This window comes from Rhodoferax sp., from assembly GCF_028714215.1.
Lineage (GTDB): Bacteria > Pseudomonadota > Gammaproteobacteria > Burkholderiales > Burkholderiaceae_C > Rhodoferax.
Genome location: NZ_JAQTMS010000023.1, coordinates 30,253 through 49,790, shown reverse-complemented (window position 1 = coordinate 49,790; position 19,538 = coordinate 30,253). Strand labels below are relative to the sequence as shown.

Sequence of the window (19,538 nt, the reverse complement as noted above, 5' to 3'; positions counted from 1 at the left end):
GGCCGCAATTGTAGCCCACGGGGTGTATTTCGGTGCCCCCCTAATTAACCACACATTTACAGTCTTTGTCGAGGCAGCCCAGGGTTGAATTCGCAGAGTTTGTCGTTTGAAACACCCATGAGTTTACGCATTTACAACACGTTAACGCGTGTGCTTGAGCCTTTGTCGCCCCTGGAGCCTGGCCACGTCCGGATGTACGTCTGCGGCATGACGATTTACGACTTGTGCCATATTGGACACGCCCGCATGGCGATGACTTTTGATGTGGTGCAGCGCTGGCTCAAGGCGAGTGGTCTGCGGGTAACCTATGTGCGCAACATCACCGATATTGATGACAAGATCATCAAGCGAGCGCTGGAGCGCGGCATCGCCATTCGCGCCCTGACCGACGAAATGATCGAGGTGATGCACCGCGATGTTGGCAAATTGGGCATCGAGTCGCCCACCCTGGAGCCGCGTGCCACCGACTATGTGCCGCAGATGCTGGACTTGATCGGGCAACTCGAAGCCAAAGGGCTGGCTTACAAGTCGACCTCTGGCGATGTGAATTTTGCGGTGCGCAAGTTTCCCGGCTACGGCAAGTTGTCAGGCAAATCACTGGATGATTTGCGTGCCGGGGAGCGGGTGGCTGTGCTGGACGGCAAGGACGATCCACTGGACTTTGTGCTTTGGAAATCCGCCAAGGAAAGCGAGCCGGAGGATGCCAAATGGAACAGTGCCGCCTTGGGCCACGACTATGGCTTGGGCCGTCCGGGTTGGCACATTGAATGTTCGGCCATGAGTTGCCAGACTTTAGGCGAGAGTTTCGATATCCATGGGGGTGGCGTCGACCTGCAATTTCCTCACCACGAAAATGAAATTGCGCAAAGCGAAGGCGCTACCGGGAAACCCTTGGCCAAGCTTTGGATGCACAACGGCATGGTTCAACTGGACAACGAAAAGATGTCCAAGAGTCTGGGCAACTTCTTCACTATCCGCGAGGTGCTGGCCAAGTACGACCCCGAGACGGTTCGGTTTTTCCTGGTTCGCACGCATTATCGAAGTGCCCTGAATTACAGCGACGTGCATCTGGACGATGCGCGCAACTCGCTCAAACGCATTTACACGGCACTGGACCTGGTGGCGCCGGTACCCGTGAGCATCGACTGGGCACAGCCATTTGCCGCGCGTTTCAAGGCAGCCATGGATGAAGACTTTGGCACACCCGAGGCGGTGGCGGTGCTATTTGAGTTGGCCAGCGAAGTCAACAAAACCCGGTCTGCCGAATTGGCCGGCCTGCTCAAGGCCCTGGGTGCTTGCCTGGGTCTGCTGCAAGGCGATCCCAAGCTGTTTTTGCAGGCTGGCACCAACATGGATGAGGCGACCATCGTGGCCATGATTGCGCAGCGCGCGAGTGCCAAGGCCGCGAAGAATTTTGCCGAAGCCGACCGGATTCGCCAGCAGCTCCTGGCCCAGGGCATTGTCCTGAAGGATTCACCCGGCGGCACCAAATGGGAGGTTGGACAATGACTTTTATTACCGGTCCCTTGAGCTATTGCCTGCGCCATTCAGACCGATGACAACTGCAAAAACAACGTCCACGGTGCCGGCACGGCCGCCCTATTGGGATGAGGCCCGCAAGCACCTGATGAAGAAGGACCGGGTGATGAAGCGGCTGATTCCCCAGTTTGGGGATATCTGCCTGCAAACCCGCGGCGATGCCTTTGTCACGCTGGCGCGCAGTATTGTGGGCCAGCAGATTTCGGTCAAGGCGGCCCAGACCGTGTGGGACCGCTTTGTACAGTTGCCGAAAAAGTTCGCCGCCGACAATGTGCTCAAGCTCAAGGTGGACGATATGCGCGCCGCCGGCTTGAGTGCGCGCAAGGTTGAATACCTGGTGGATCTGGCACTGCACTTTGACCATCGCGGCTCGCGCGTGACGGCCTGGGAGACGATGGATGATGAGGCTATCATTACCGAGTTGACAGGCATCCGGGGCATTGGTCGCTGGACGGCCGAGATGTTTTTGATTTTCCACCTGATGCGCCCCAACGTGTTGCCGCTCGATGACGTGGGCCTGATCAAGGGCATCAGCAAGAGTTATTTTTCGGGGGACGTGGTGAGTCGCAGCGACGCCCGTGAAGTTGCCGCCGCCTGGGCACCTTTTTGCAGTGTTGCAACTTGGTATATTTGGCGCTCGCTGGATCCGCTGCCGGTGGAGTATTAAGACCTTGTGGGACAGATCACAGCCACGCGAAGCGAGCGAGCTCTGTCCCCAACTGATACCGGGATGTTGCTAGTTAACCTTGTGGGGCAGACTGCGGTTACGCGAAGCGAACTCGCCCTGTCCTCAACCGTATAGGAGTTTTTGTGGCCAAGAAAACCTTCCTCGACTTCGAGCACCCGATTGCCGAACTGGAAAACAAGATTGAAGAGCTGCGCTATGTGCAGACCGAGTCGGCCGTTGACATTTCTTCCGAAATCGACCAACTGGCGAAGAAGAGCCAGCAGCTCACCAAAGACATTTACAGTGACCTGACGCCGTGGCAAATCACAAAGATTGCACGGCACGCCGAGCGTCCCTACACGCTGGATTACGTTTCAGAGATCTTTACCCACTTTGTGGAACTGCATGGCGATCGCCATTTTGCCGATGACCTCAGCATTGTGGGCGGCCTGGCGCGTTTCAATGGCACCCCCTGCATGGTGCTGGGCCAGCAAAAAGGGCGCGACACCCGGGAGCGCGGCCTGCGTAACTTCGGCATGAGCAAGCCGGAAGGTTATCGCAAGGCCTTGCGGCTCATGAAAACGGCAGAGAAGTTCAAGCTGCCGGTGTTCACATTTGTCGACACACCGGGGGCTTACCCCGGTATCGACGCCGAGGAGCGCGGCCAGTCCGAAGCCATAGGGCGCAATATTTTCGAGATGGCGCAGCTCGAAGTTCCCATCATCACCACCATCATCGGTGAGGGTGGCTCGGGCGGCGCCCTGGCGATTTCGATTGGCGATCAGGTGCTGATGCTGCAGTATTCGATCTATTCGGTCATCAGTCCGGAAGGCTGCGCCTCCATTTTGTGGAAGACGTCCGAGAAGGCGCAGGAAGCAGCCGACGCACTGGGCATCACGGCACACCGCCTGAAGGCGCTGGGTTTGATCGACAAGATCGTCAACGAACCGGTCGGCGGCGCGCACCGCGATCACAAACAGATGGCGGCCTTCCTGAAACGCGCCCTCAACGATGCCTTGCGTCAGATCGCTGATCTGCCGGTCAAGGAGTTGCTCGACCGCCGCTATGACCGCCTGCAAAGTTACGGCCGGTTCACCGATACCAAGGCGACGGCCAAGTAGGGTGGGGCGCATCAAGGTGCCGGCAGGTGGTACGTGACGACGACACTGGCTGACGCGATTGCTGCCTTTTCGCCCGAGTTGCCGCTGGCGGTGGCGTTCAGCGGCGGGCCTGACTCCACTGCCTTGCTGCTGGCTTGTGCCGAGAAATGGCCGGGGCAGGTGCTGGCCCTTCACGTGCACCATGGTTTGCAGGCGGCGGCGGACGACTTCGAGCAGCATTGCCAAGCTGTTTGCGCGAAACTTGGCGTGCCCCTGACGGTAAAAAGGGTTGATGGCCGCCATGCGCCTGGACAAAGCCCGGAGGATGCGGCACGTCGTGCCCGCTACCAGGCCTTGGAGGCCATGGCGCATGGCCAATCGTCACATGGGACCATCCGCAGCATCGCCATTGCCCAGCATGCCGACGACCAGGTTGAAACGCTGTTGCTGGCCCTGAGCCGCGGCGCCGGTTTGCCCGGCCTGAGTGCCATGCCGGCGAGCTGGGTGCGTGCCGGCATCCACTATCACCGCCCGTTGCTGCAGGTACGCTCAACCGACATCCGGGTCTGGCTCCGCAGTCGCGGCGCGGGCTACATCGAAGACCCCAGCAACGCCAACCAACAATTTACCCGCAACCGGATCCGGGCACGCCTGATGCCGGCACTGGAGGCAACGTTCCCGCAATTTCGGGATACCTTTGCGCGCAGTGCCGCGCATGCCGCGCAGGCGCAGGCGGTGCTGCTGGAAGTTGCGCTGCAAGACCTGACGTTGATTGGCTCACCCCCGGTCATTGCCCAAATCCAGCGCTTGAGTCGAGCGCGACAGGCCAACGTGTTGCGCCATTGGCTAGCCACCAGTTACAACGCGGTGCCCAGCGCCGCGCAACTGGCGGAACTGCTGGACCAGATTGCCGTCTGCAAGACACGCGGGCACGGGATTCGCATCAAGGTCGGGACGGGTTTTGCCGAGCGCAGGGGTGCCCTGCTGCATTGGTACAATCCCTAGGTTTTGCAATAAATATATTTCCCCCATGGCATTGATTGTTCACAAATACGGCGGCACGTCGATGGGTTCAACCGAACGCATCCGCAATGTTGCCAAACGCGTCGCCAAATGGGCGCGCGCCGGCCACCAGATGGTGGTGGTGCCCTCCGCCATGAGCGGCGAAACCAACCGTTTGCTGGCACTGGCCAAGGAACTCGCTCCGGCCAAGACCGACGCGGCCTATGGACGCGAACTCGACATGCTGGCCGCCACCGGCGAGCAGGCATCGAGCGCCCTGCTGGCGATTGCCTTGCAGGCCGAAGGCCTGGCCTCGGTCAGCTACGCCGGCTGGCAGGTTCCGATTCGCACCGACAGCGCTTATACCAAGGCCCGCATCGAATCGATTGACGACGCCCGCGTGCGTGCCGATCTGGAGGCTGGCCGGGTGGTCATCGTGACCGGCTTTCAGGGGCTCGATGAACAGGGCAATATCACTACCTTGGGTCGTGGCGGCTCGGACACTTCCGCGGTTGCCGTGGCGGCCGCGATGAAGGCCGATGAATGCCTGATCTACACCGATGTCGATGGCGTCTACACGACCGATCCGCGGGTCGTGCCGGAGGCCCGTCGCCTGCGCACCGTGAGCTTTGAGGAAATGTTGGAGATGGCCTCCATGGGCTCCAAGGTGCTGCAAATTCGCTCGGTCGAATTTGCCGGCAAGTACAAGGTCAAGCTGCGCGTTTTGAGCAGCTTTACACCCTGGGACATTGACATCAACGAGGAAGCCGCCTCCGGCACCCTGATTACTTTTGAGGAAGATGAACACATGGAGCAAGCCATTGTTTCCGGCATTGCGTTTAGCCGCGAAGAAGCCAAAATCTCGGTGTTGGGCGTGCCTGACAAACCCGGTATCGCGTACCAGATTCTGGGTGCCGTGGCCGATGCCAACATCGAAGTCGACGTCATCATCCAGAACATCAGCAAGGACGGCAAGACTGACTTCAGTTTTACCGTGAACCGCGGCGATTACGCCAAGACCGTCGATTTGCTGAAAGAAAAAGTGCTGCCCGGTCTGGGCGTGCAAGAGGTGGTGGGCGACACCAAGATTTGCAAAGTGTCGATCGTCGGCATCGGCATGCGCAGCCATGTCGGCGTGGCCAGCAAAATGTTTCGCGTGTTGAGCGAGGAAGGCATCAACATCCAGATGATTTCCACCTCCGAGATTAAGACTTCGGTGGTGATTGACGAAAAATACATGGAATTGGCAGTGCGTGCGTTGCACAAGGCTTTTGAACTGGACCTTCCTGCGCTCTGAAATTTGCGGCAAGACGTGAGATAATCGCGGCTTGAAAATTCAGGAAACGTGACCGAGTGGCCGAAGGTGCTCCCCTGCTAAGGGAGTATGGGGTGTAGAGCCTCATCGAGGGTTCGAATCCCTCCGTTTCCGCCAAATACCCTTGTAAGTCATTGATTTGCAAGGGTATTTTGTTTTTATTGAGTTAAAAACCTACATCCTACCCAACATAAAAAAGATGGTTGAAATTCAAGTAACTGGGGCGTCGGGGTAGGGTAGTTGGTGCGCAACCAGCGCATCGTGATCTCTGACCAGTTGGGGGACATGGTTGCCATGCGGGCTTACTCCGGCGTCCTGACTTCGGTCTGCGCCTTGTACTTCGCCAGCAGCTCATCCAGGGCGCTAGAGTCAAGACTTTTCAGCAACTCGACAGCTTCCTTGCGTTTATCCGCTGCACTCTTTCGTCCGGCCAGCTTTGTATTGTAGGAAGCAATCACTGGTGTTAGCGCCTCGACCATGCCGTCAGCAAGGCAGAATGCCGTTGCCAAGTCACCAAGTGTTTTCATGCCGAGCGCTTGCAGACGAGCCTCGAACACCGGGACACGGTCATGTGGCATGGCGATTCCGAAATTGCGGTACCTACTGGTTGGTTTCGCTGACTCGGTCATATAACTGTGCTCCAAAATACTAAAATGCTTGCGTTAACAATTATAGTAACATGTAGTACATCGTTTTATAATCAATTGAAGATGATTTGCTAAATTTTACTCAAGCTCGGCGGTAAATCCCATCGGTTTGTCGGGGAATTCTTCTTCTGTCTCCTCTTCTCGAAACGCTCAAGGGCAGTTACATACGAATTGTCGCCCGCAGTTCATTGACGGTAGCCCTTGGTAAAGAAATTTCTTTTGTTCAAAATACTCGTCTTTTTCATGGAAAAAGCATGGTGTTTTTAAAGGCACCATTCCCGCGACTTCGCGGGTTTGCTTATAGCAGCGCGACACTCCACCTATAAGCGCAACGTCGAAAAATAGGAAAAAAACTACATGAGGGGCTTCGGGGGGTGGTTGATCTGCGTGGGGGTATCAAGGTCCGTGCTCGCCAAAAAATCTTCTATCCGGTCTCAGAATCCAGCCTCCAACTGAAACGCGGTCCAGGCTTCATCGGTCCGGGAGTTCGTTGACCACTAGATCAGTTTGCGGTCGTTCAGTTTGCGGTCGTTTTTGATGACGCGAAGGGCTGCACGCAGCGAATCACGCGCACCCCCTTCTCAGAGGACTTGGCGCAACCCCTTCAACCCGCGTGGAATAAGGCTGCAATGGGGTTGCACTGTTATAGCCCTACCGAAGGTAGGGCAGCGGGGGGCGTGCTCCGGCAATCACTCATTTTTGGCCCCGTTTTTTGGGTTCCATAAAATTGTCTCGGTGGTGTCTAATTGCTTAGCGACGGCTTGCCTTGTGATTGTTTGGCCCGTCAGTAATTGCCAGTGTTTGGCGGTGTCCGTTTTGCTACGCCCCGCCAGTACATGAACACGCCATAGCCTTACCCTTCGGTTTGCGACCGCTTCCGGCCGGTGTGTGCCGGACTTGTCTGGGTGTGCCACTGCGTAACTGCAAAGGCGTTCCCGTTTCGCTTCATATCTGTCTGGGGAAAGCTCTAGTCGGTCTGTCACCATCAAAGATGTTGGCAGCGTCATAAGGGCTTGCCGCTGCGTGTCAGTCAGCGCCAGCGACACGGCGGTGATGTGCGCCAGCGACCGGCGACCATAGAGGCGCGCGAACATCCAGTAGGCTCTTTCGTGCCATGCGTGCGCGGCGGGCTTTTCTGCCAAAAGCCTTTGGTAGCCTTTGGATTTTGGGTGGTGGTCTGGGTTGCGCCTGCAAAACCAAAGCAAGTCGGCGACCCACGTAATGAATTTCATTTGCGGCGTGCTGTCGTTTTGAGGCCAGCGCAGACAGGGTGCAATTTCTCGTTTGTCTAGTGTCGCGTGCAGAGCCCAAAGGGTTAGCGCGTCCGTTGTCGTGGCAATCCGCAAAATCAGGGTTGGTGTGTCGGTGTCTGGCAGCGCCAGCATGGTTTTCTTGAAGCGACTTGAGTCGCCACTGGTTTTCTTTTGGGCTGACAGACGGGGGATTGAATGCACATCTTTTAGACCAGTGTCCGGGGTGCTCCGTCGGGTGGTTGTGTCATCAAACACAATCTCGGTATCGTCTGCCAGCAATGGCCCGTGAACGGAGGGCTTGTCTGCGGCTTCAACATATGCCCCCTCGTGCCACGGTAAAGCGTCAGGCAGAGATTTTGTCATCGCCGTCGCTTGCAGCTTCCTGAATAATGGCCCGTGCTTGGTCGTGAATCGAGCCCCCGAATTCGGCATCAAAACTTGAGTCTGGATAGACGGTGAAGGCGTTATTTGACCCATCCGCAAACATCAGCACGTCTTGACCGTTGCACTCGACGGTGTACATTCTCAAGCCGCCGTGGTCGGCGATGTCCAAAATGACCGATTGATCCAGAATGTCAGCCAGTTCTTGCGAACCCTCGTGAGCGATTACTTGCATGGTGCTCTTTCTTTCAATGGGTCGCGTTTTGGTTATCGCAAAATTGCGTGCAGGGGGTCATCGCCAATTTGGCAAGTAAGGCGCCCAGTTTTTCATAGCGCGGGGTTTCGTCTTGCGGACATTGCGCCAATAGGCTTTCAACTTGCGCGACTTTTTGGGCGCGGAAACATTCGTTTTGGCAGGGGGTCATAGATTTTCCTTTTGTTCGTTGGGGTGGTCGTTCCGGGCGTTCAAATTGATTCCGCGAAGTGGCTACAAAGTGGACGCGATGCCAGCCAATTTTCTATGTCGCTTCGCAAAAAACCAATAGCCTGTTCGCCAAGTTGAATAGGACGAACGAACGAACCGGCGGCCCGCAATCTGTCCAGTGTGGCGATGCTGACTCCTATTAGTCTTGCCGCTTGCCGTTTACGCAGTACGAGTGCTGTCTGTAGTTGCTCTGTGCATCTCTGATTGCTCATGAAGTCACTTTCAATTAGTTAGCGTGGCTTGATTACCACTCTGAAAATTGTAGTAAGGCGGCGTCGTATTCTTCGTTTCAATCGGTAGTTGACTTGAAAATATCATTTAAATTCAATGACTTAAGAGGAAAAATATATTTCTATTTGGATTTTCGAAATTCCAAGCTTTCGTATTGTGGGAAATATCGTTATGCCGCGTGCCTCGTCAGTGTCGTGATGTTGCATGCTTTGGTCACGGGCGTGGCAAGAAACTTAGCCCATGCTGCCATCATGACGCGCCGCTTTTCCAGCATGTCGCCGCGTTGGTAGGAACTTTCGACTTTGCTTTCGAGGGTATGCGCCAGAGCCTTTTCGGCAAGGTCGCGTGGAAAGTTGGTTCTTTCCGCAGCCCAATCCCGAAACGTGCTCCGCAGCCCGTGCGGTACTTCAGTCAACTCCATTCGGCGCATGACGGCGGTTAGTGACATGTCGGAAAGTTGACCTCCACGTGGTGCTGCAAATACAAACTCACTGCCATCAGGACGTGGAAGGGCACGCAGGATGTCTGCCGCCGATTCGGTCAAAGGCACTCTATGCTCGACACGCGCTTTCATGCGCTCTGCGGGGATGACCCACAGGCTCTTGTCAAAATCAAATTCTGCCCATGTCGCGCCGCGAACTTCGCCCGACCGTGCCGCAGTCAAAAGTGTGAATTCGAGAGCACGGGCTGCAACTCCCTTTCGGGCTTTCAGGGATGAATATACGCTGGCGATGTCGTCAACAGGCACCGCCGGATGGTGTTCGACTTTGGTTATTTTCTTGGGTGCCGGCAGTAGTTTGTCGAGATGCCCGCGCCAACGTGCAGGGTTTTCTCCCTTGCGATATTTCTTCGCCGCCGCCCAGTCCAGAACGTTTTCAATACGGCCACGAACGCGGGTGGCAGTCTCGGTCTTCGTTGCCCAGATGGGTTCGAGAATCTTGAGGATATGCGCGTCATGCACGTCTTGCACGTGCAGCTTCCCACTGACTGGGAATGCGTAGGTTTCGAGGGTGGCTACCCATTGTGAGGCGTGCTTTTCGTTGCTCCATTCGGCCTTCTTGTTCTGGATGAACTTATCAGCCGCGTCCTCGAATGTGATGGCGCTTGCCTGTGCGGCACGGAGTTCGCTCCGGGCGCGTTCGCGGTTGAGGATGGGGTCATGGCCCTGATCAATCGTTTCGCGAGCTTGGCGGGCCTTTTCGCGGGCTTGAGCAAGGGTTACGCCTGGGAATGGTCCCAACCCCATATCGCGGCGTTTAGTGCCAATCTTGACGCGCAATATCCATGATCTCGCCCCCGTCGGGGTGATCTGAAAACTCAGCCCCGGTACGCCACCAACCGAAACAAGCCCCGGTGCTTTTAAGCGGTTGATCTCCATTGCGGAAAGTTCACGTGCAATTTTTGGCATGGTGCGCTCCAGAAAACGCACAGCGTAAATAAACCCAACATCTAACCCAACAAACCATGCGCGGTAGGATGATAACGCATGATTAAGGTTAGTGACGGTATTTCTTATCTTTCATTGGGGAATGTGGAAAATGAGAGGATGGTTGAGGGTAGTTGAAATCGATTAAAGTTAGGCGGAGGGGGACTCCGTTTCCGCCAGTGATAGCCTTGAAACCCGCGACCCGTCAGGTTCGCGGGTTTTATTTTTTGTGTCGCAGGCACCAGGTCACGTTCCTGGGTGTGTCTTGAGGTAGGTCTGAATCACCTCGGACACCTTCTCCAGCTTGTGCATGGCTTCTGGCACGAACTTCATGATGGAGTGCGCTGCCCGGTATTTTTCCATGAAGTCCTCCAGCGACTCATGCTGCTCCGGTGGCAGTCTGGCTTCCATTTCTTTCTTGGTGTTGTAGGCGTGTTGTTGGCGCAGTTCCGCCGCCAGTTCGCGCACCTGGGCCGCAAGAATCAAGTCTTCCGTTTTCATGGCGTGTCCTGTCTAAGTGGCTTGGATGGTTAAGTTGCTATTTTGTCGCAACAGTATGCGCTTCGTTGACGGTGTATTTGGCGTGACATGTTTTCTGTTGGATACTGGAGTCATGTCCATGTACCCGTCATGCCAGTTCGCCGGCAATGGCCAGTTGCTTGCGCGCGAGTTGATGCGCTCCCATATCTTTGCCGGTGGCGTCGGCATGACAGTAAAAGGAATTGCACCATGAAGGGAATCTTTGGCCTGCTGGGACTTCTCCTGTGCTTGGCCATCGTGGGTGTTCTGGTGAAAAAACAACTGACCTCTACGCAGCAAATGCTGCCTGCGCTGCAAGTCCCCATGGCCACCGATCCGCAAGGTTCGGCCAGTACCCCGGCGGCGACGGTACGCGAGCAGCCCCAGCAACTTCAGCAGCAGTACAAGCAGGCGCTGGAGGGCGCGCTACAGCAACCCCGCACCATCCCCGACGAAAAGTAGGTGCAGGGTAGTACGATTTAAGATACCATTATGGATCTCGTCAACTATATCGACGTAAACGGAAGAATACCGTTTCGGGAGTGGCTGTATGCCATGCAGGACAAAGCTGGTCAGAAAAGCATCATTGCAAGGCTGGCGCGTGTGGTGGCTGGAAATTTTGGCGACTGCAAGCCTGTGCGTGATGGCGTGCAGGAATTGAAGGTTGACGTAGGACCGGGCTACAGGGTGTACCTGAGCAGGCAAGGCCCGGTGGTAGTGTTGCTGCTATGTGGCAGTGACAAGGCCGACCAGAAACGCGCCATAAAGCAGGCTGTTGATTATTTGAACGACTGGAAACAAAGGGGTAGAACATGAATGCACCGCGGGATGCGAGCTATGAAGAAACTCTGCTGCCCATGCTGAAAGACCCAGTGGAAGCAGCCGCCTATATCGAGGCTGTCATGGAATTGGACGACCCCGCTGCGTTGCTGGTGGCACTGCGACACGTTGCCAAGGCTCACGGCATGGCAGAAGTAGCACGCCGTGCCGCCGTGGGCGATAAGATGCTATTCAAGGCATTGAGTGCCGAGGGTAACCCGACACTGACCACGGTTCACAAGGTGTTGCACGCGGTGGGGCTGCGCCTGAGCGTGGCGCCCGCCCACGCGGCATGACAGTTTCGCCCCAGCTAGCCGCCCCATGATCACCGAGACTTTTGCACGTCGATTTGCTGAGCTTGCAAAAAGCTTTGGCGAAATCACGTTCACTGAAAGCGGCGGCATGGGACGGAGCTATTCCAAACACGGGCAATGGAGGCAGTGGGCCACCAGTGCACAAAGCCTCATTCGTGCAGCCTTTGGAGATGCTTCTCCGCACTACACGAATTTCGTTTCGCTGTACACCGCTTGTCAGGGAAGTGACCACGACGTCGGCGCCCTGGGCGCAGTTTTCCGAAGCGCGAGCGAAGACTTCTTAGGCGGCTATGTTTTCGACGTGGATCTTCGTGTTTCTGGAGAGGTTTTTGGAGACTTCGTCGCGCTTGCTCGGAAATCGCTATCTGAGGGGCACAAGGATGTAGCCGCAGTTCTTGCTTGTGCCGCCCTGGAGGACGCGCTCAAACGCTTCGCCATCGCAAACAACCTGCTGATCGCGGACAAGACGATGCAAGAGGTGGTGAATGCGCTAAAAACCTCCGGCTTAGTGTCAGGGGCTCAGAAGTCACTTTTGGATGCCATGCCTCGGATTAGAAATGCAGCAATGCACGCCGAATGGGTGAAGCTTTCCGAGCCGGATGTAAGCAGCGTCATTGGCTTTGTTGAGCAGTTCTTGCTCAGTAAGTTCAGCGGTGGCTAACTCCAGGTCGAACGGACGGGCCACAAGCGCAGCGGCGCCATCAACGGTCTTCGTGGCCCGTCGTTCACCAAAACGTTTTGGAATTGGGCTGGCAAGTAGAGCCGAGTTGAGGCAATAATTCACACGGGCTACGTGATAGCCCCGATGAAAAAGGGACAGACCATGACAGTCTGTCCCTTTTCATTTGGATTGGTGCCGTATTGCTGACACGTGATCTTGTCACTTTTTCAACTCCCGGGCAATCATGCGGACAGGGTCGGAAAGTTGAGTGCTGGCGTTGAAATATCGCCTGCTTCGTCGAGCGATATTCGATAGCCCATTACCTTGTAACCACGCTGTCTCTTGTCCCACATGCGCAGAAGTGCAGGGTGGCCGGTATCCACAAAATCCAGGATTCGGACATCAGTCTTGGTCGCATGTTCACGATGCAGTCGGCCCGCGTATTGCTGCAAAGTTCCTTTCCACGAGATTGGCATCGCCAACACCAAGGTGTCGAGGGGAGGGTGGTCAAATCCCTCGCCGACAAGTTTTCCGGTAGCGAGCAGGATGCGGGGAGCCTCAGGTGGCAGGGCGTCAAGTTCAGCGATCAGGGCTGCTCGCTGCTTTTTTGACATCCGCCCGTGCAGAACGAAGGGCGTCAGTACATTCCCATTCAGGGCTGACGCAATCGCATCGAGATGCTCTGTACGCTCGGTCAGCACCAGCACTTTGCGCCCAGACTCAAAGGCTGCCTTGACCTCAAGCGCGATGGCCAATGTGCGGGCGTGATCGTTGGCAAGATGCCGGAACACATCCTGTATTCCAGCATCCGTTGCCAAGTCGATGCGCGCAAAGCGCGAGCATGGAATCACTTCCAGGTCGTGCGGCGCGCTGTCCGCCTTGGTAGCCGTATACCGGATTGGCCCACACTGCATGAAGATGATCGGCTGCTGACCATCACGACGGATCGGTGTGGCGGTGAGGCCAAGCACGAACTTTGCCTTGGTACGCTTAAGGATGGCATCGAAAGAAGCAGCGCCAATGTGATGACACTCATCAACGATAACCTGCCCGTAGTTTTCGACCAGTGGATTGACGTCTCCCTGGCGGGACAGTGACTGCATTACCGCGATATCAATCTTGCCCGTCGGTTTTGCTTTGCCGCCGCCAACGGTGCCGATCACGCCCTTGCCAACATTGAGGAAGGACTGCAGGCGCTCCTGCCACTGTTTGAGCAACTCGGTGCGATGCACCAGAACCAGGGTGTTGACACCGCGACTTGCAATCATCGCCGCAGCGGTCACCGTTTTGCCAAACGCCGTCGGAGCACAAAAGACACCGGCGTCATGTTTGAGCATTGCGACCACGGCGGTCTCCTGATCAGGTCGCAGGACGCCGACAAAAGTGACGTCCAGCACTTCACCGGCTTGTCGTTCGTCGCACAGGCCAGCACGGATGCCATTGGCACGCAGCAATTCCAGGGTAGGCTCCAGACATCCGCGCGGTAAGGCAATGTGGTTCGGGAAATTCTCGGCGCAGCCAATCACGCGAGCCTTATCCCAGGTCGACAAGCGCATGGCTTGCGCCTTGTAGAACTCCGGATTCTGAAAGGAAGCCAGACGGATCAGCCGGTTGGCCAGCGGCTGCGGCAACTCGGCTTTCTCGAAATAGACCATGTTGGACGCCGTCACCGTCAGCACTTTTGGCATAGGGCCTGGCAGCTTGTTGGTCGCGACCACAGTTCGCTTCCACGGCACTTTGAGATCTTCTTCATCGATGAAGGTCACGTCCAATGGATGAACGCCACCGGTGGCCCGCAATACGGTCGGATCGATGTCATGAGGTGCCATCGGTTGGATCGATGCCAGATACCCCCACTGGTCAGGATAGGGTTGCAGGTTGGTGTCAACGAACACGCTGAATCCGCTTTCACGGGGGGCCTTTTGCAGCGGCAATGCGATCAAATTGCCAAAGCCGCCCTTGGGCATGGTGTCTTGATTGGGAAACAACCGGTCGTAGGAACTGAGTTCCAGTTGTCGGGTGCGCGAGCAGGTGTGGCTAATGATGGCGGTGCCCAAGCGGCGTGCATCGCGCGCAGCAACACGAGCAGAGAAAAATACCCAGGCATGTGCGCCTTTACCGGACCGCGATATTTCCAACGCCGCCGGGACACCCAACTCCTGGCAGGACTGCATGAAAGCACCGGCGTCTTTTCGCCAATCGGCCTCATCAAAATCCACCGCGAGAAAATGGCAGGCATCATCTGCCAATAGCGGATAGACACCAACCGTGTGTTCGCCAGCCAGATGGTCATATATCACGGCATCGGTCAGTGGAATCAGCAGGCGTTTACTGCAGTCGCCGCATCTGATGCGCGGCTTCTCGCATACCCCAGCGCGCCACTCGTTGGCGCAGGCCGGGGCGTAACCTGACTTGCCCGAAGTTTTGCCTTCCCAACGGATGGGATAGACATCCGTTCTCCCGCGAAAAAGTCGCCGAAACAGAGCCACCTTTTCAGCGGTGGAAATCCTGGACGATTCCGGTTCTCGCGCCACAAAAACGGTCGGCAGCGGTTGCCGCCACGCGATACCGTGTGATTCCAGTAGAGCGATCAGGCGGGCGTTTTCTGCTTGAAGCGACTCAAGAGAATCAGGTGGATGATCCCGTTTTTCCACGTCGAACTCAACCATTCACGTCCAGAAATCCAGAGCCTTGGTCGGCAAAAATGAACATGCATCCCCCGGTCACTTGAGTTCGTACCAAACACCACGCCCACCGCCCTGCTGATTTAAATGGCCATGCTCAACCAGGTTGCGAAAGTGTTGCTTCAGCGTGTTTCGACTAACGCCTGTCAATTTGATCGCATCGCCAATCGTGACACGGCCGTGTTCCCGCGCAAATTCAACGATCTGCAATGACAAATCGGGCAAGGCAGCCAACACGATTTTTTCGCGTTCGACTTTCTTTTCCAGGCGCCTGACCTGCTCAGCCAGCGAGCGCAGAAAAAAAACCAGCCACGGTTGCCAATTGGGCGCATCCGTTCGGATAGAGCCCTGGGTCTGCCGCAAGGCCAAGTAGTAGGCTTCTTTGTTGAGCTCGATCACGCTTTCCAGTGAGCTGTATGGCACATAGGCATAGCCCGCCTGGATTAACAGCAATGTCGTCAAAACCCGGCTGAGTCGGCCATTGCCATCCTGGAATGGATGAATCTCCAGGAACACGACCACGAAAATGGCAATGATCAGCAATGGGTGTAGCAGCGCTTTGTCGCGCTCATCATTGACCCAAGCCACCAATTCGGCCATCAGGCGGGGCGTGTCGAATGGACTTGCCGTCTCGAACACGATGCCAATCTGCGCACCGTTTTCGTCAAATGCGGCAACGCTGTTGGAACTGGTTTTGTACTGACCCCGGTGTCGTGCGTCTTTCTCACTGTGGCGTAACAGGATCTGGTGCAGTTGCTTGACATGATTCTCATTGAACGGGATGTCCCTCCAGGAGATGAACACCAAGTCCATCAACTCGGCGTAGCCAGCCACCTCCTGCTCGTCGCGGGTCTCAAAAGACTGGATGGCTAGGGTTGAGAGCAGCTTTTCCACCTCCCGATCCGTCAGTTTGCTGCCCTCGATACGGGTGGACGAGCCAATGCTTTCAATGGTGGCCACCCTGCGCAAAGCAGAAAGGCGGTCGGGTGCAAGCGTCCCAAGCGCACGCCAAGCGCCTTTGAACTCGTCGATCCGAGCGATCAAGCGCAGGATCTCTGGTGTGATTTGGAGGGTGTCAGTGCGAAACATGAAACCAATAATACACCCAATTACACCTATTTAAAAGCACCCTCTCAATCCCAATGGGAGAAAAATGGGTGCCAATGGGTGTTTTATTGGTTGCCAGCCTCTTGGCATGGATCCGTTCAAGCGCAGGGCAGGTAACTTCGGCTTGCTTGATGCCAATTTACGAAAAGGTCGCAAAATATCAATAAGTGCAATGCCGTATGCCCTGCACAGGACCAGAGGCGAAACAGATTAGCCGAGCCGGCCTGATGCAGATGGCTGTCTCAAGTCAAGAACTGAGGCTCAAGCGTCTGTGGCCCGAGGGCGCCGCAGTGGGTGGCTCCGCGAACGTCCCCCGCCTTCGGCTCCTTCGTATTCATTTCGCTGCGCCACCCACCCCAGCACTCTCGGCGGCGGCATCGGTGGTTTGCGCCGGCCGAGCAGCCACTATGATCAGGCCGGCCGGCGCCGGCGCTACACGGTACAAAACCCGGTACTGATGGCGGTATGACGCAGGTATATGGCTAAAACAGAAAGGGTTTGCTACCAATTTACTAGCAGCAAACCCTTATGTCTATTGGTGCCGGAGAGATGAATCGAACACCCGACCTTCTCATTACGAATGAGCTGCTCTACCGACTGAGCTACACCGGCTGGAAAGCGTCGAATTATAGCCGGTGCGTCAGTCGGCCAGAGCGCGGCTGACGACCTCGCGCACGTCATTGCTCAGGTCGGCCTTGGCGGCCACCCGTGCGATGGCTTCGCGGGCTGCGCTGCGGTAGGGTTCGGCCAGCTTCTTCCAGCGATCTAGGGCACGTGCCAATCTGGCCGCCACTTGCGGATTGATGCTGTCGAGTTCCATCACCCGTTCGCTCCAGAACACGTAACCGGCCGCGTCGGCGCGGTGGAAGGCGCCGGGGTTGGCGCTGCAGTAACTGAAGATCAGGCTGCGCGCGCGGTTGGGATTACGGATGTTGAAGTCCGGGTGGCTCATCAGTTGGCGCACCAGCGGCAGCACGTTGCCACCGCGATCGCAGGCGCCGGCCTGTAGTGCAAACCATTTGTCCAGCACCAGCTCTTCGTTTTTGAACTGGCTGTAAAACTGCGCCAATGCCGCCGTGGCGAGTTGGTGGCCGCTGCCCAGCAGCGCCGACAGGGCGTAGGCGCGGTCGGTCATGTTGTCGGCATCCTTGAAGCGCTGGTAGGTTTTACCCGGCCAGACGCTGCTGCCGTCGTCACGGGCGGCAAGGCTCAGTTGCGCCAGTGCCATGCCGGCCAGGGCACGCCGGCCGGCCGACAGGGCGTCGGGCCGGTAGCCGCCGTTCTCGCGGTGGCTCTCAAATGCCCACTGCCAGTCGTCGGCCAGGGCGGTGGCCAACTGCAAGCGCATGGCTTCTCGCACCTCATGAATGCGCTGCGGGTCCACCACCTCCAACTGTTCGGCGATGTAGGTCTCGGAGGGCAGGGTGAGCACCAATTCCTTGAACGCGGCGTCCAGCGTGGGATGGCGCAGCACGCTGCGCATGGCCTCCAGATAGGCGTCATCCAGCACCTTGGCGCCGTCGGCCGGGGAACTTTCGACGATGGCTTTGGTGGCGCGTCGCATGGCCAGCCTCTGGCCGGCCTCCCAGCGGTTGAACGGGTCCGGGTCATTCGCCAACAGGGTCAGCAGCTGGCTATCGGTGTAGTCAAAATCGAGCAGCACCGGAGCGCTAAAACCGCGCAGGATGGAGGGCACCGGCTCTTCATCCAGGTTGACAAAGGTGATGGATTCGCTCTGAGCACTCATGACAAACAAATGACTGTCGCCGACCGGCTCGCTACCGTCCTGCAACTGCAAGGGCAGGGCTGCGCCGCTGCCGCCCACCAGCCCCAGGCCCACCGGAATCACAAAAGGCTCTTTGCTCGCCTGGCCAGGGGTGGCGGCGCAGTTCTGGCTAAAGTTCAGTGTGTAGCTGCGTGCGGCGGCGTCGTAGTGGCCGCTGGCGGCCAGACGGGGGGTGCCGGCCTGGCTGTACCAGTGCTTGAACTCGGGCAACAGCCGCGCCAACGCCGAGTCCGGGTTGGCGTCGGCAATCGCCTGGGCGAAGTCGTCGCAGGTCACCGCCTGGCCATCGTGGCGCGCAAAGTACAGGGTTATGCCCTTGGCAAAACCGTCGCGTCCAACCAGGGTTTGCATCATGCGCACCACTTCCGCCCCTTTTTCGTAAATGGTGACGGTGTAGAAGTTGTTAATCTCGATGTAGCTGTCAGGGCGTACCGGGTGCGCCATCGGGCCGGCATCTTCCGGGAACTGGCTGGTGCGCAGCACGCGCACGTCGGCTATGCGTTTGACGGCGCGCCCCGACGGCTCGCTGCACAAATCCTGCGAAAACTCCTGATCGCGAAACACCGTCAAGCCTTCTTTCAGACTCAACTGGAACCAGTCGCGGCAGGTGATGCGGTTGCCGGTCCAGTTGTGAAAGTACTCGTGACCCACCACCCGCTCGATGTTCGAATAGTCGGCATCGGTGGCGGTGGCCTGGTTTGCCAGCACAAACTTGGTGTTGAAAATGTTGAGGCCCTTGTTTTCCATGGCGCCCATGTTGAAATCGCTGGTCGCGACTATCATGAAGCGTTCCAGATCGAGCGGCAGGCCGAAGCGGGCTTCATCCCAGATGACCGAAGCCATCAGCGAGTTCATCGCGTGTTCGGTCTTGTCCAGGTCGCCGGGGCGCACATAGACTTGCAGCAAATGGTCTTTGCCGGCGCGCGAGGTGATGCGTTGCTCCCGGCATACCAGTTGGCCGGCCACCAGCGCAAACAGGTAGGACGGTTTTTTATGCGGGTCGACCCAAGTGGCAAAGTGGCGCCCCTCATTGCCGGCGCCTTCCAGCGGACCCTGCGCGACGAGGTTGCCGTTGGACAGCAGCACCGGGTATTTCTGCTTGTCGGCGCGCAGCGTCACGCTGTAGCTGGCCATCACATCCGGGCGGTCCAGAAAATAGGTAATGCGCCGGAAACCCTCGGCTTCGCACTGGGTAAAGAAAGACTCGTTGCTGACGTACAGACCCATTAGCTTGGTGTTCTTGCCGGGTGCGCAGGTGGTGAAAATTTCCAGTTCGAAAGTGCCTTCGGCCGGCAGGTTGTCGAGTACCAGCTGGCCGTCGTCGATCTTGAACGAAGCGCCCTGGCCGTTCACCAGTACCCGTGCCAGGTTGAGTTCTTCACCGTCGAGTTTCAGGGGTTGCGGTGCAACGTCGGGGTTGCGCCGCAGCGTCATCTTGTTCAATACGCGGGTCTTCGCCGGGTCCAGGTCAAACGTCAGGTTGACGCTGTCAATCCAGTAGGCGGGGGCGCTGTAGTCGGCGCGGCGGACCACGATGGCCGGGCCGTCGGCCTCACGAAGTTGCAACATGCGGATTCTCCAAAAATTTCAAATTCATCAAGTT

The 19,538-nt window shown here is 57.1% G+C and carries 19 protein-coding genes and 2 tRNA genes; 10 read left to right on the top strand and 11 right to left on the bottom strand.

All coding sequences use genetic code 11. The features are described 5' to 3' along the window. The first annotated feature begins 117 nt into the window (after positions 1 to 117). The 6 genes from cysS to PHS32_RS12145 all read left to right on the top strand — a co-directional run bounded on the left by cysS (position 118) and on the right by PHS32_RS12145 (position 5,740). Positions 118 to 1,509 (top strand): cysteine--tRNA ligase, encoded by a 1,392-nt coding sequence (gene cysS, locus PHS32_RS12170; RefSeq protein ID WP_301079242.1) that lies wholly within the window; start codon positions 118 to 120, stop codon positions 1,507 to 1,509. A 46-nt stretch (positions 1,510 to 1,555) separates the two neighbouring features. Next, the gene (locus tag PHS32_RS12165) at positions 1,556 to 2,206 is read left to right on the top strand and encodes a DNA-3-methyladenine glycosylase 2 family protein (protein ID WP_301079241.1); all 651 of its coding nucleotides are present in this window, start codon (positions 1,556 to 1,558) and stop codon (positions 2,204 to 2,206) included. Positions 2,207 to 2,349: 143 nt separating this feature from the next. Next, the gene (locus PHS32_RS12160) at positions 2,350 to 3,327 is read left to right on the top strand and encodes an acetyl-CoA carboxylase carboxyltransferase subunit alpha (RefSeq protein WP_301079240.1); all 978 of its coding nucleotides are present in this window, start codon (positions 2,350 to 2,352) and stop codon (positions 3,325 to 3,327) included. A 33-nt stretch (positions 3,328 to 3,360) separates the two neighbouring features. Next, complete coding sequence (gene tilS, locus PHS32_RS12155; protein ID WP_301079239.1) at positions 3,361 to 4,311, top strand: tRNA lysidine(34) synthetase TilS; 951 nt, start codon at positions 3,361 to 3,363, stop codon at positions 4,309 to 4,311. A 25-nt stretch (positions 4,312 to 4,336) separates the two neighbouring features. Beyond that, entirely contained in the window at positions 4,337 to 5,605 is a 1,269-nt protein-coding gene (locus PHS32_RS12150) for an aspartate kinase (protein WP_301079238.1), read from the top strand. A 42-nt stretch (positions 5,606 to 5,647) separates the two neighbouring features. Then, a tRNA-Ser gene (locus PHS32_RS12145) sits at positions 5,648 to 5,740 on the top strand. 185 nt (positions 5,741 to 5,925) lie between these two features. Here the strand turns inward: PHS32_RS12145 and PHS32_RS12140 are convergent. From PHS32_RS12140 to PHS32_RS12115, 7 genes are all read right to left on the bottom strand, one after another. After that, the gene (locus tag PHS32_RS12140) at positions 5,926 to 6,201 is read right to left on the bottom strand and encodes a hypothetical protein (RefSeq protein ID WP_301079236.1); all 276 of its coding nucleotides are present in this window, start codon (positions 6,199 to 6,201) and stop codon (positions 5,926 to 5,928) included. Between the two features lie 758 nt (positions 6,202 to 6,959). Then, positions 6,960 to 7,886 carry a hypothetical protein gene (locus PHS32_RS12135; protein ID WP_301079235.1) on the bottom strand — a complete coding sequence of 309 codons (927 nt, stop codon included), beginning with the start codon at positions 7,884 to 7,886 and terminating at the stop codon, positions 6,960 to 6,962. Continuing rightward, positions 7,867 to 8,139: a hypothetical protein gene (locus PHS32_RS12130; RefSeq protein WP_301079234.1), complete on the bottom strand. Its 273-nt coding sequence runs from the start codon at positions 8,137 to 8,139 to the stop codon at positions 7,867 to 7,869. Before PHS32_RS12130 ends, PHS32_RS12135 begins: the two co-directional genes overlap by 20 nt. A gap of 13 nt (positions 8,140 to 8,152) precedes the next feature. Then, positions 8,153 to 8,329: a hypothetical protein gene (locus PHS32_RS12125; protein ID WP_301079233.1), complete on the bottom strand. Its 177-nt coding sequence runs from the start codon at positions 8,327 to 8,329 to the stop codon at positions 8,153 to 8,155. A 40-nt stretch (positions 8,330 to 8,369) separates the two neighbouring features. Further along, positions 8,370 to 8,600, bottom strand: a complete 231-nt coding sequence (locus tag PHS32_RS24240) for an AlpA family phage regulatory protein (RefSeq protein ID WP_366143477.1) — start codon at positions 8,598 to 8,600, stop codon at positions 8,370 to 8,372. Positions 8,601 to 8,788: 188 nt separating this feature from the next. Further along, positions 8,789 to 10,027, bottom strand: coding sequence for a site-specific integrase (locus tag PHS32_RS12120; protein ID WP_301079232.1), 1,239 nt, complete (start codon positions 10,025 to 10,027; stop codon positions 8,789 to 8,791). A gap of 264 nt (positions 10,028 to 10,291) precedes the next feature. Next, positions 10,292 to 10,546 carry a hypothetical protein gene (locus PHS32_RS12115; RefSeq protein WP_301079231.1) on the bottom strand — a complete coding sequence of 85 codons (255 nt, stop codon included), beginning with the start codon at positions 10,544 to 10,546 and terminating at the stop codon, positions 10,292 to 10,294. A gap of 228 nt (positions 10,547 to 10,774) precedes the next feature. On the opposite strand from PHS32_RS12115, the gene PHS32_RS12110 reads away from it, so the two are divergent. The 4 genes from PHS32_RS12110 to PHS32_RS12095 are packed head-to-tail and all read left to right on the top strand — an operon-like array spanning position 10,775 to position 12,358. Then, positions 10,775 to 11,026 (top strand): hypothetical protein, encoded by a 252-nt coding sequence (locus tag PHS32_RS12110; protein ID WP_301079230.1) that lies wholly within the window; start codon positions 10,775 to 10,777, stop codon positions 11,024 to 11,026. Positions 11,027 to 11,056: 30 nt separating this feature from the next. Beyond that, positions 11,057 to 11,380 carry a type II toxin-antitoxin system RelE/ParE family toxin gene (locus PHS32_RS12105; RefSeq protein ID WP_301079229.1) on the top strand — a complete coding sequence of 108 codons (324 nt, stop codon included), beginning with the start codon at positions 11,057 to 11,059 and terminating at the stop codon, positions 11,378 to 11,380. Then, positions 11,377 to 11,679, top strand: a complete 303-nt coding sequence (locus PHS32_RS12100; protein ID WP_301079228.1) for an addiction module antidote protein — start codon at positions 11,377 to 11,379, stop codon at positions 11,677 to 11,679. Before PHS32_RS12105 ends, PHS32_RS12100 begins: the two co-directional genes overlap by 4 nt. A 25-nt stretch (positions 11,680 to 11,704) precedes the next feature. After that, positions 11,705 to 12,358 carry a DUF4145 domain-containing protein gene (locus PHS32_RS12095; RefSeq protein ID WP_301079227.1) on the top strand — a complete coding sequence of 218 codons (654 nt, stop codon included), beginning with the start codon at positions 11,705 to 11,707 and terminating at the stop codon, positions 12,356 to 12,358. Positions 12,359 to 12,600: 242 nt separating this feature from the next. Here the strand turns inward: PHS32_RS12095 and PHS32_RS12090 are convergent, their stop codons facing one another. The 4 genes from PHS32_RS12090 to pepN form a co-directional block, all read right to left on the bottom strand. After that, on the bottom strand, positions 12,601 to 15,027 hold the full coding sequence (locus PHS32_RS12090) for a DEAD/DEAH box helicase family protein (RefSeq protein WP_301079226.1): 2,427 nt from the start codon (positions 15,025 to 15,027) through the stop codon (positions 12,601 to 12,603). 54 nt (positions 15,028 to 15,081) lie between these two features. Continuing rightward, complete coding sequence (locus PHS32_RS12085; protein ID WP_301079225.1) at positions 15,082 to 16,131, bottom strand: Fic family protein; 1,050 nt, start codon at positions 16,129 to 16,131, stop codon at positions 15,082 to 15,084. A gap of 554 nt (positions 16,132 to 16,685) precedes the next feature. After that, a tRNA-Thr gene (locus PHS32_RS12080) sits at positions 16,686 to 16,761 on the bottom strand. A 28-nt stretch (positions 16,762 to 16,789) separates the two neighbouring features. Further along, a complete protein-coding gene (gene pepN / locus PHS32_RS12075) occupies positions 16,790 to 19,504 on the bottom strand; it encodes an aminopeptidase N (RefSeq protein WP_301079224.1) in 2,715 nt (904 codons plus the stop codon). Positions 19,505 to 19,538: the final 34 nt, after the last annotated feature.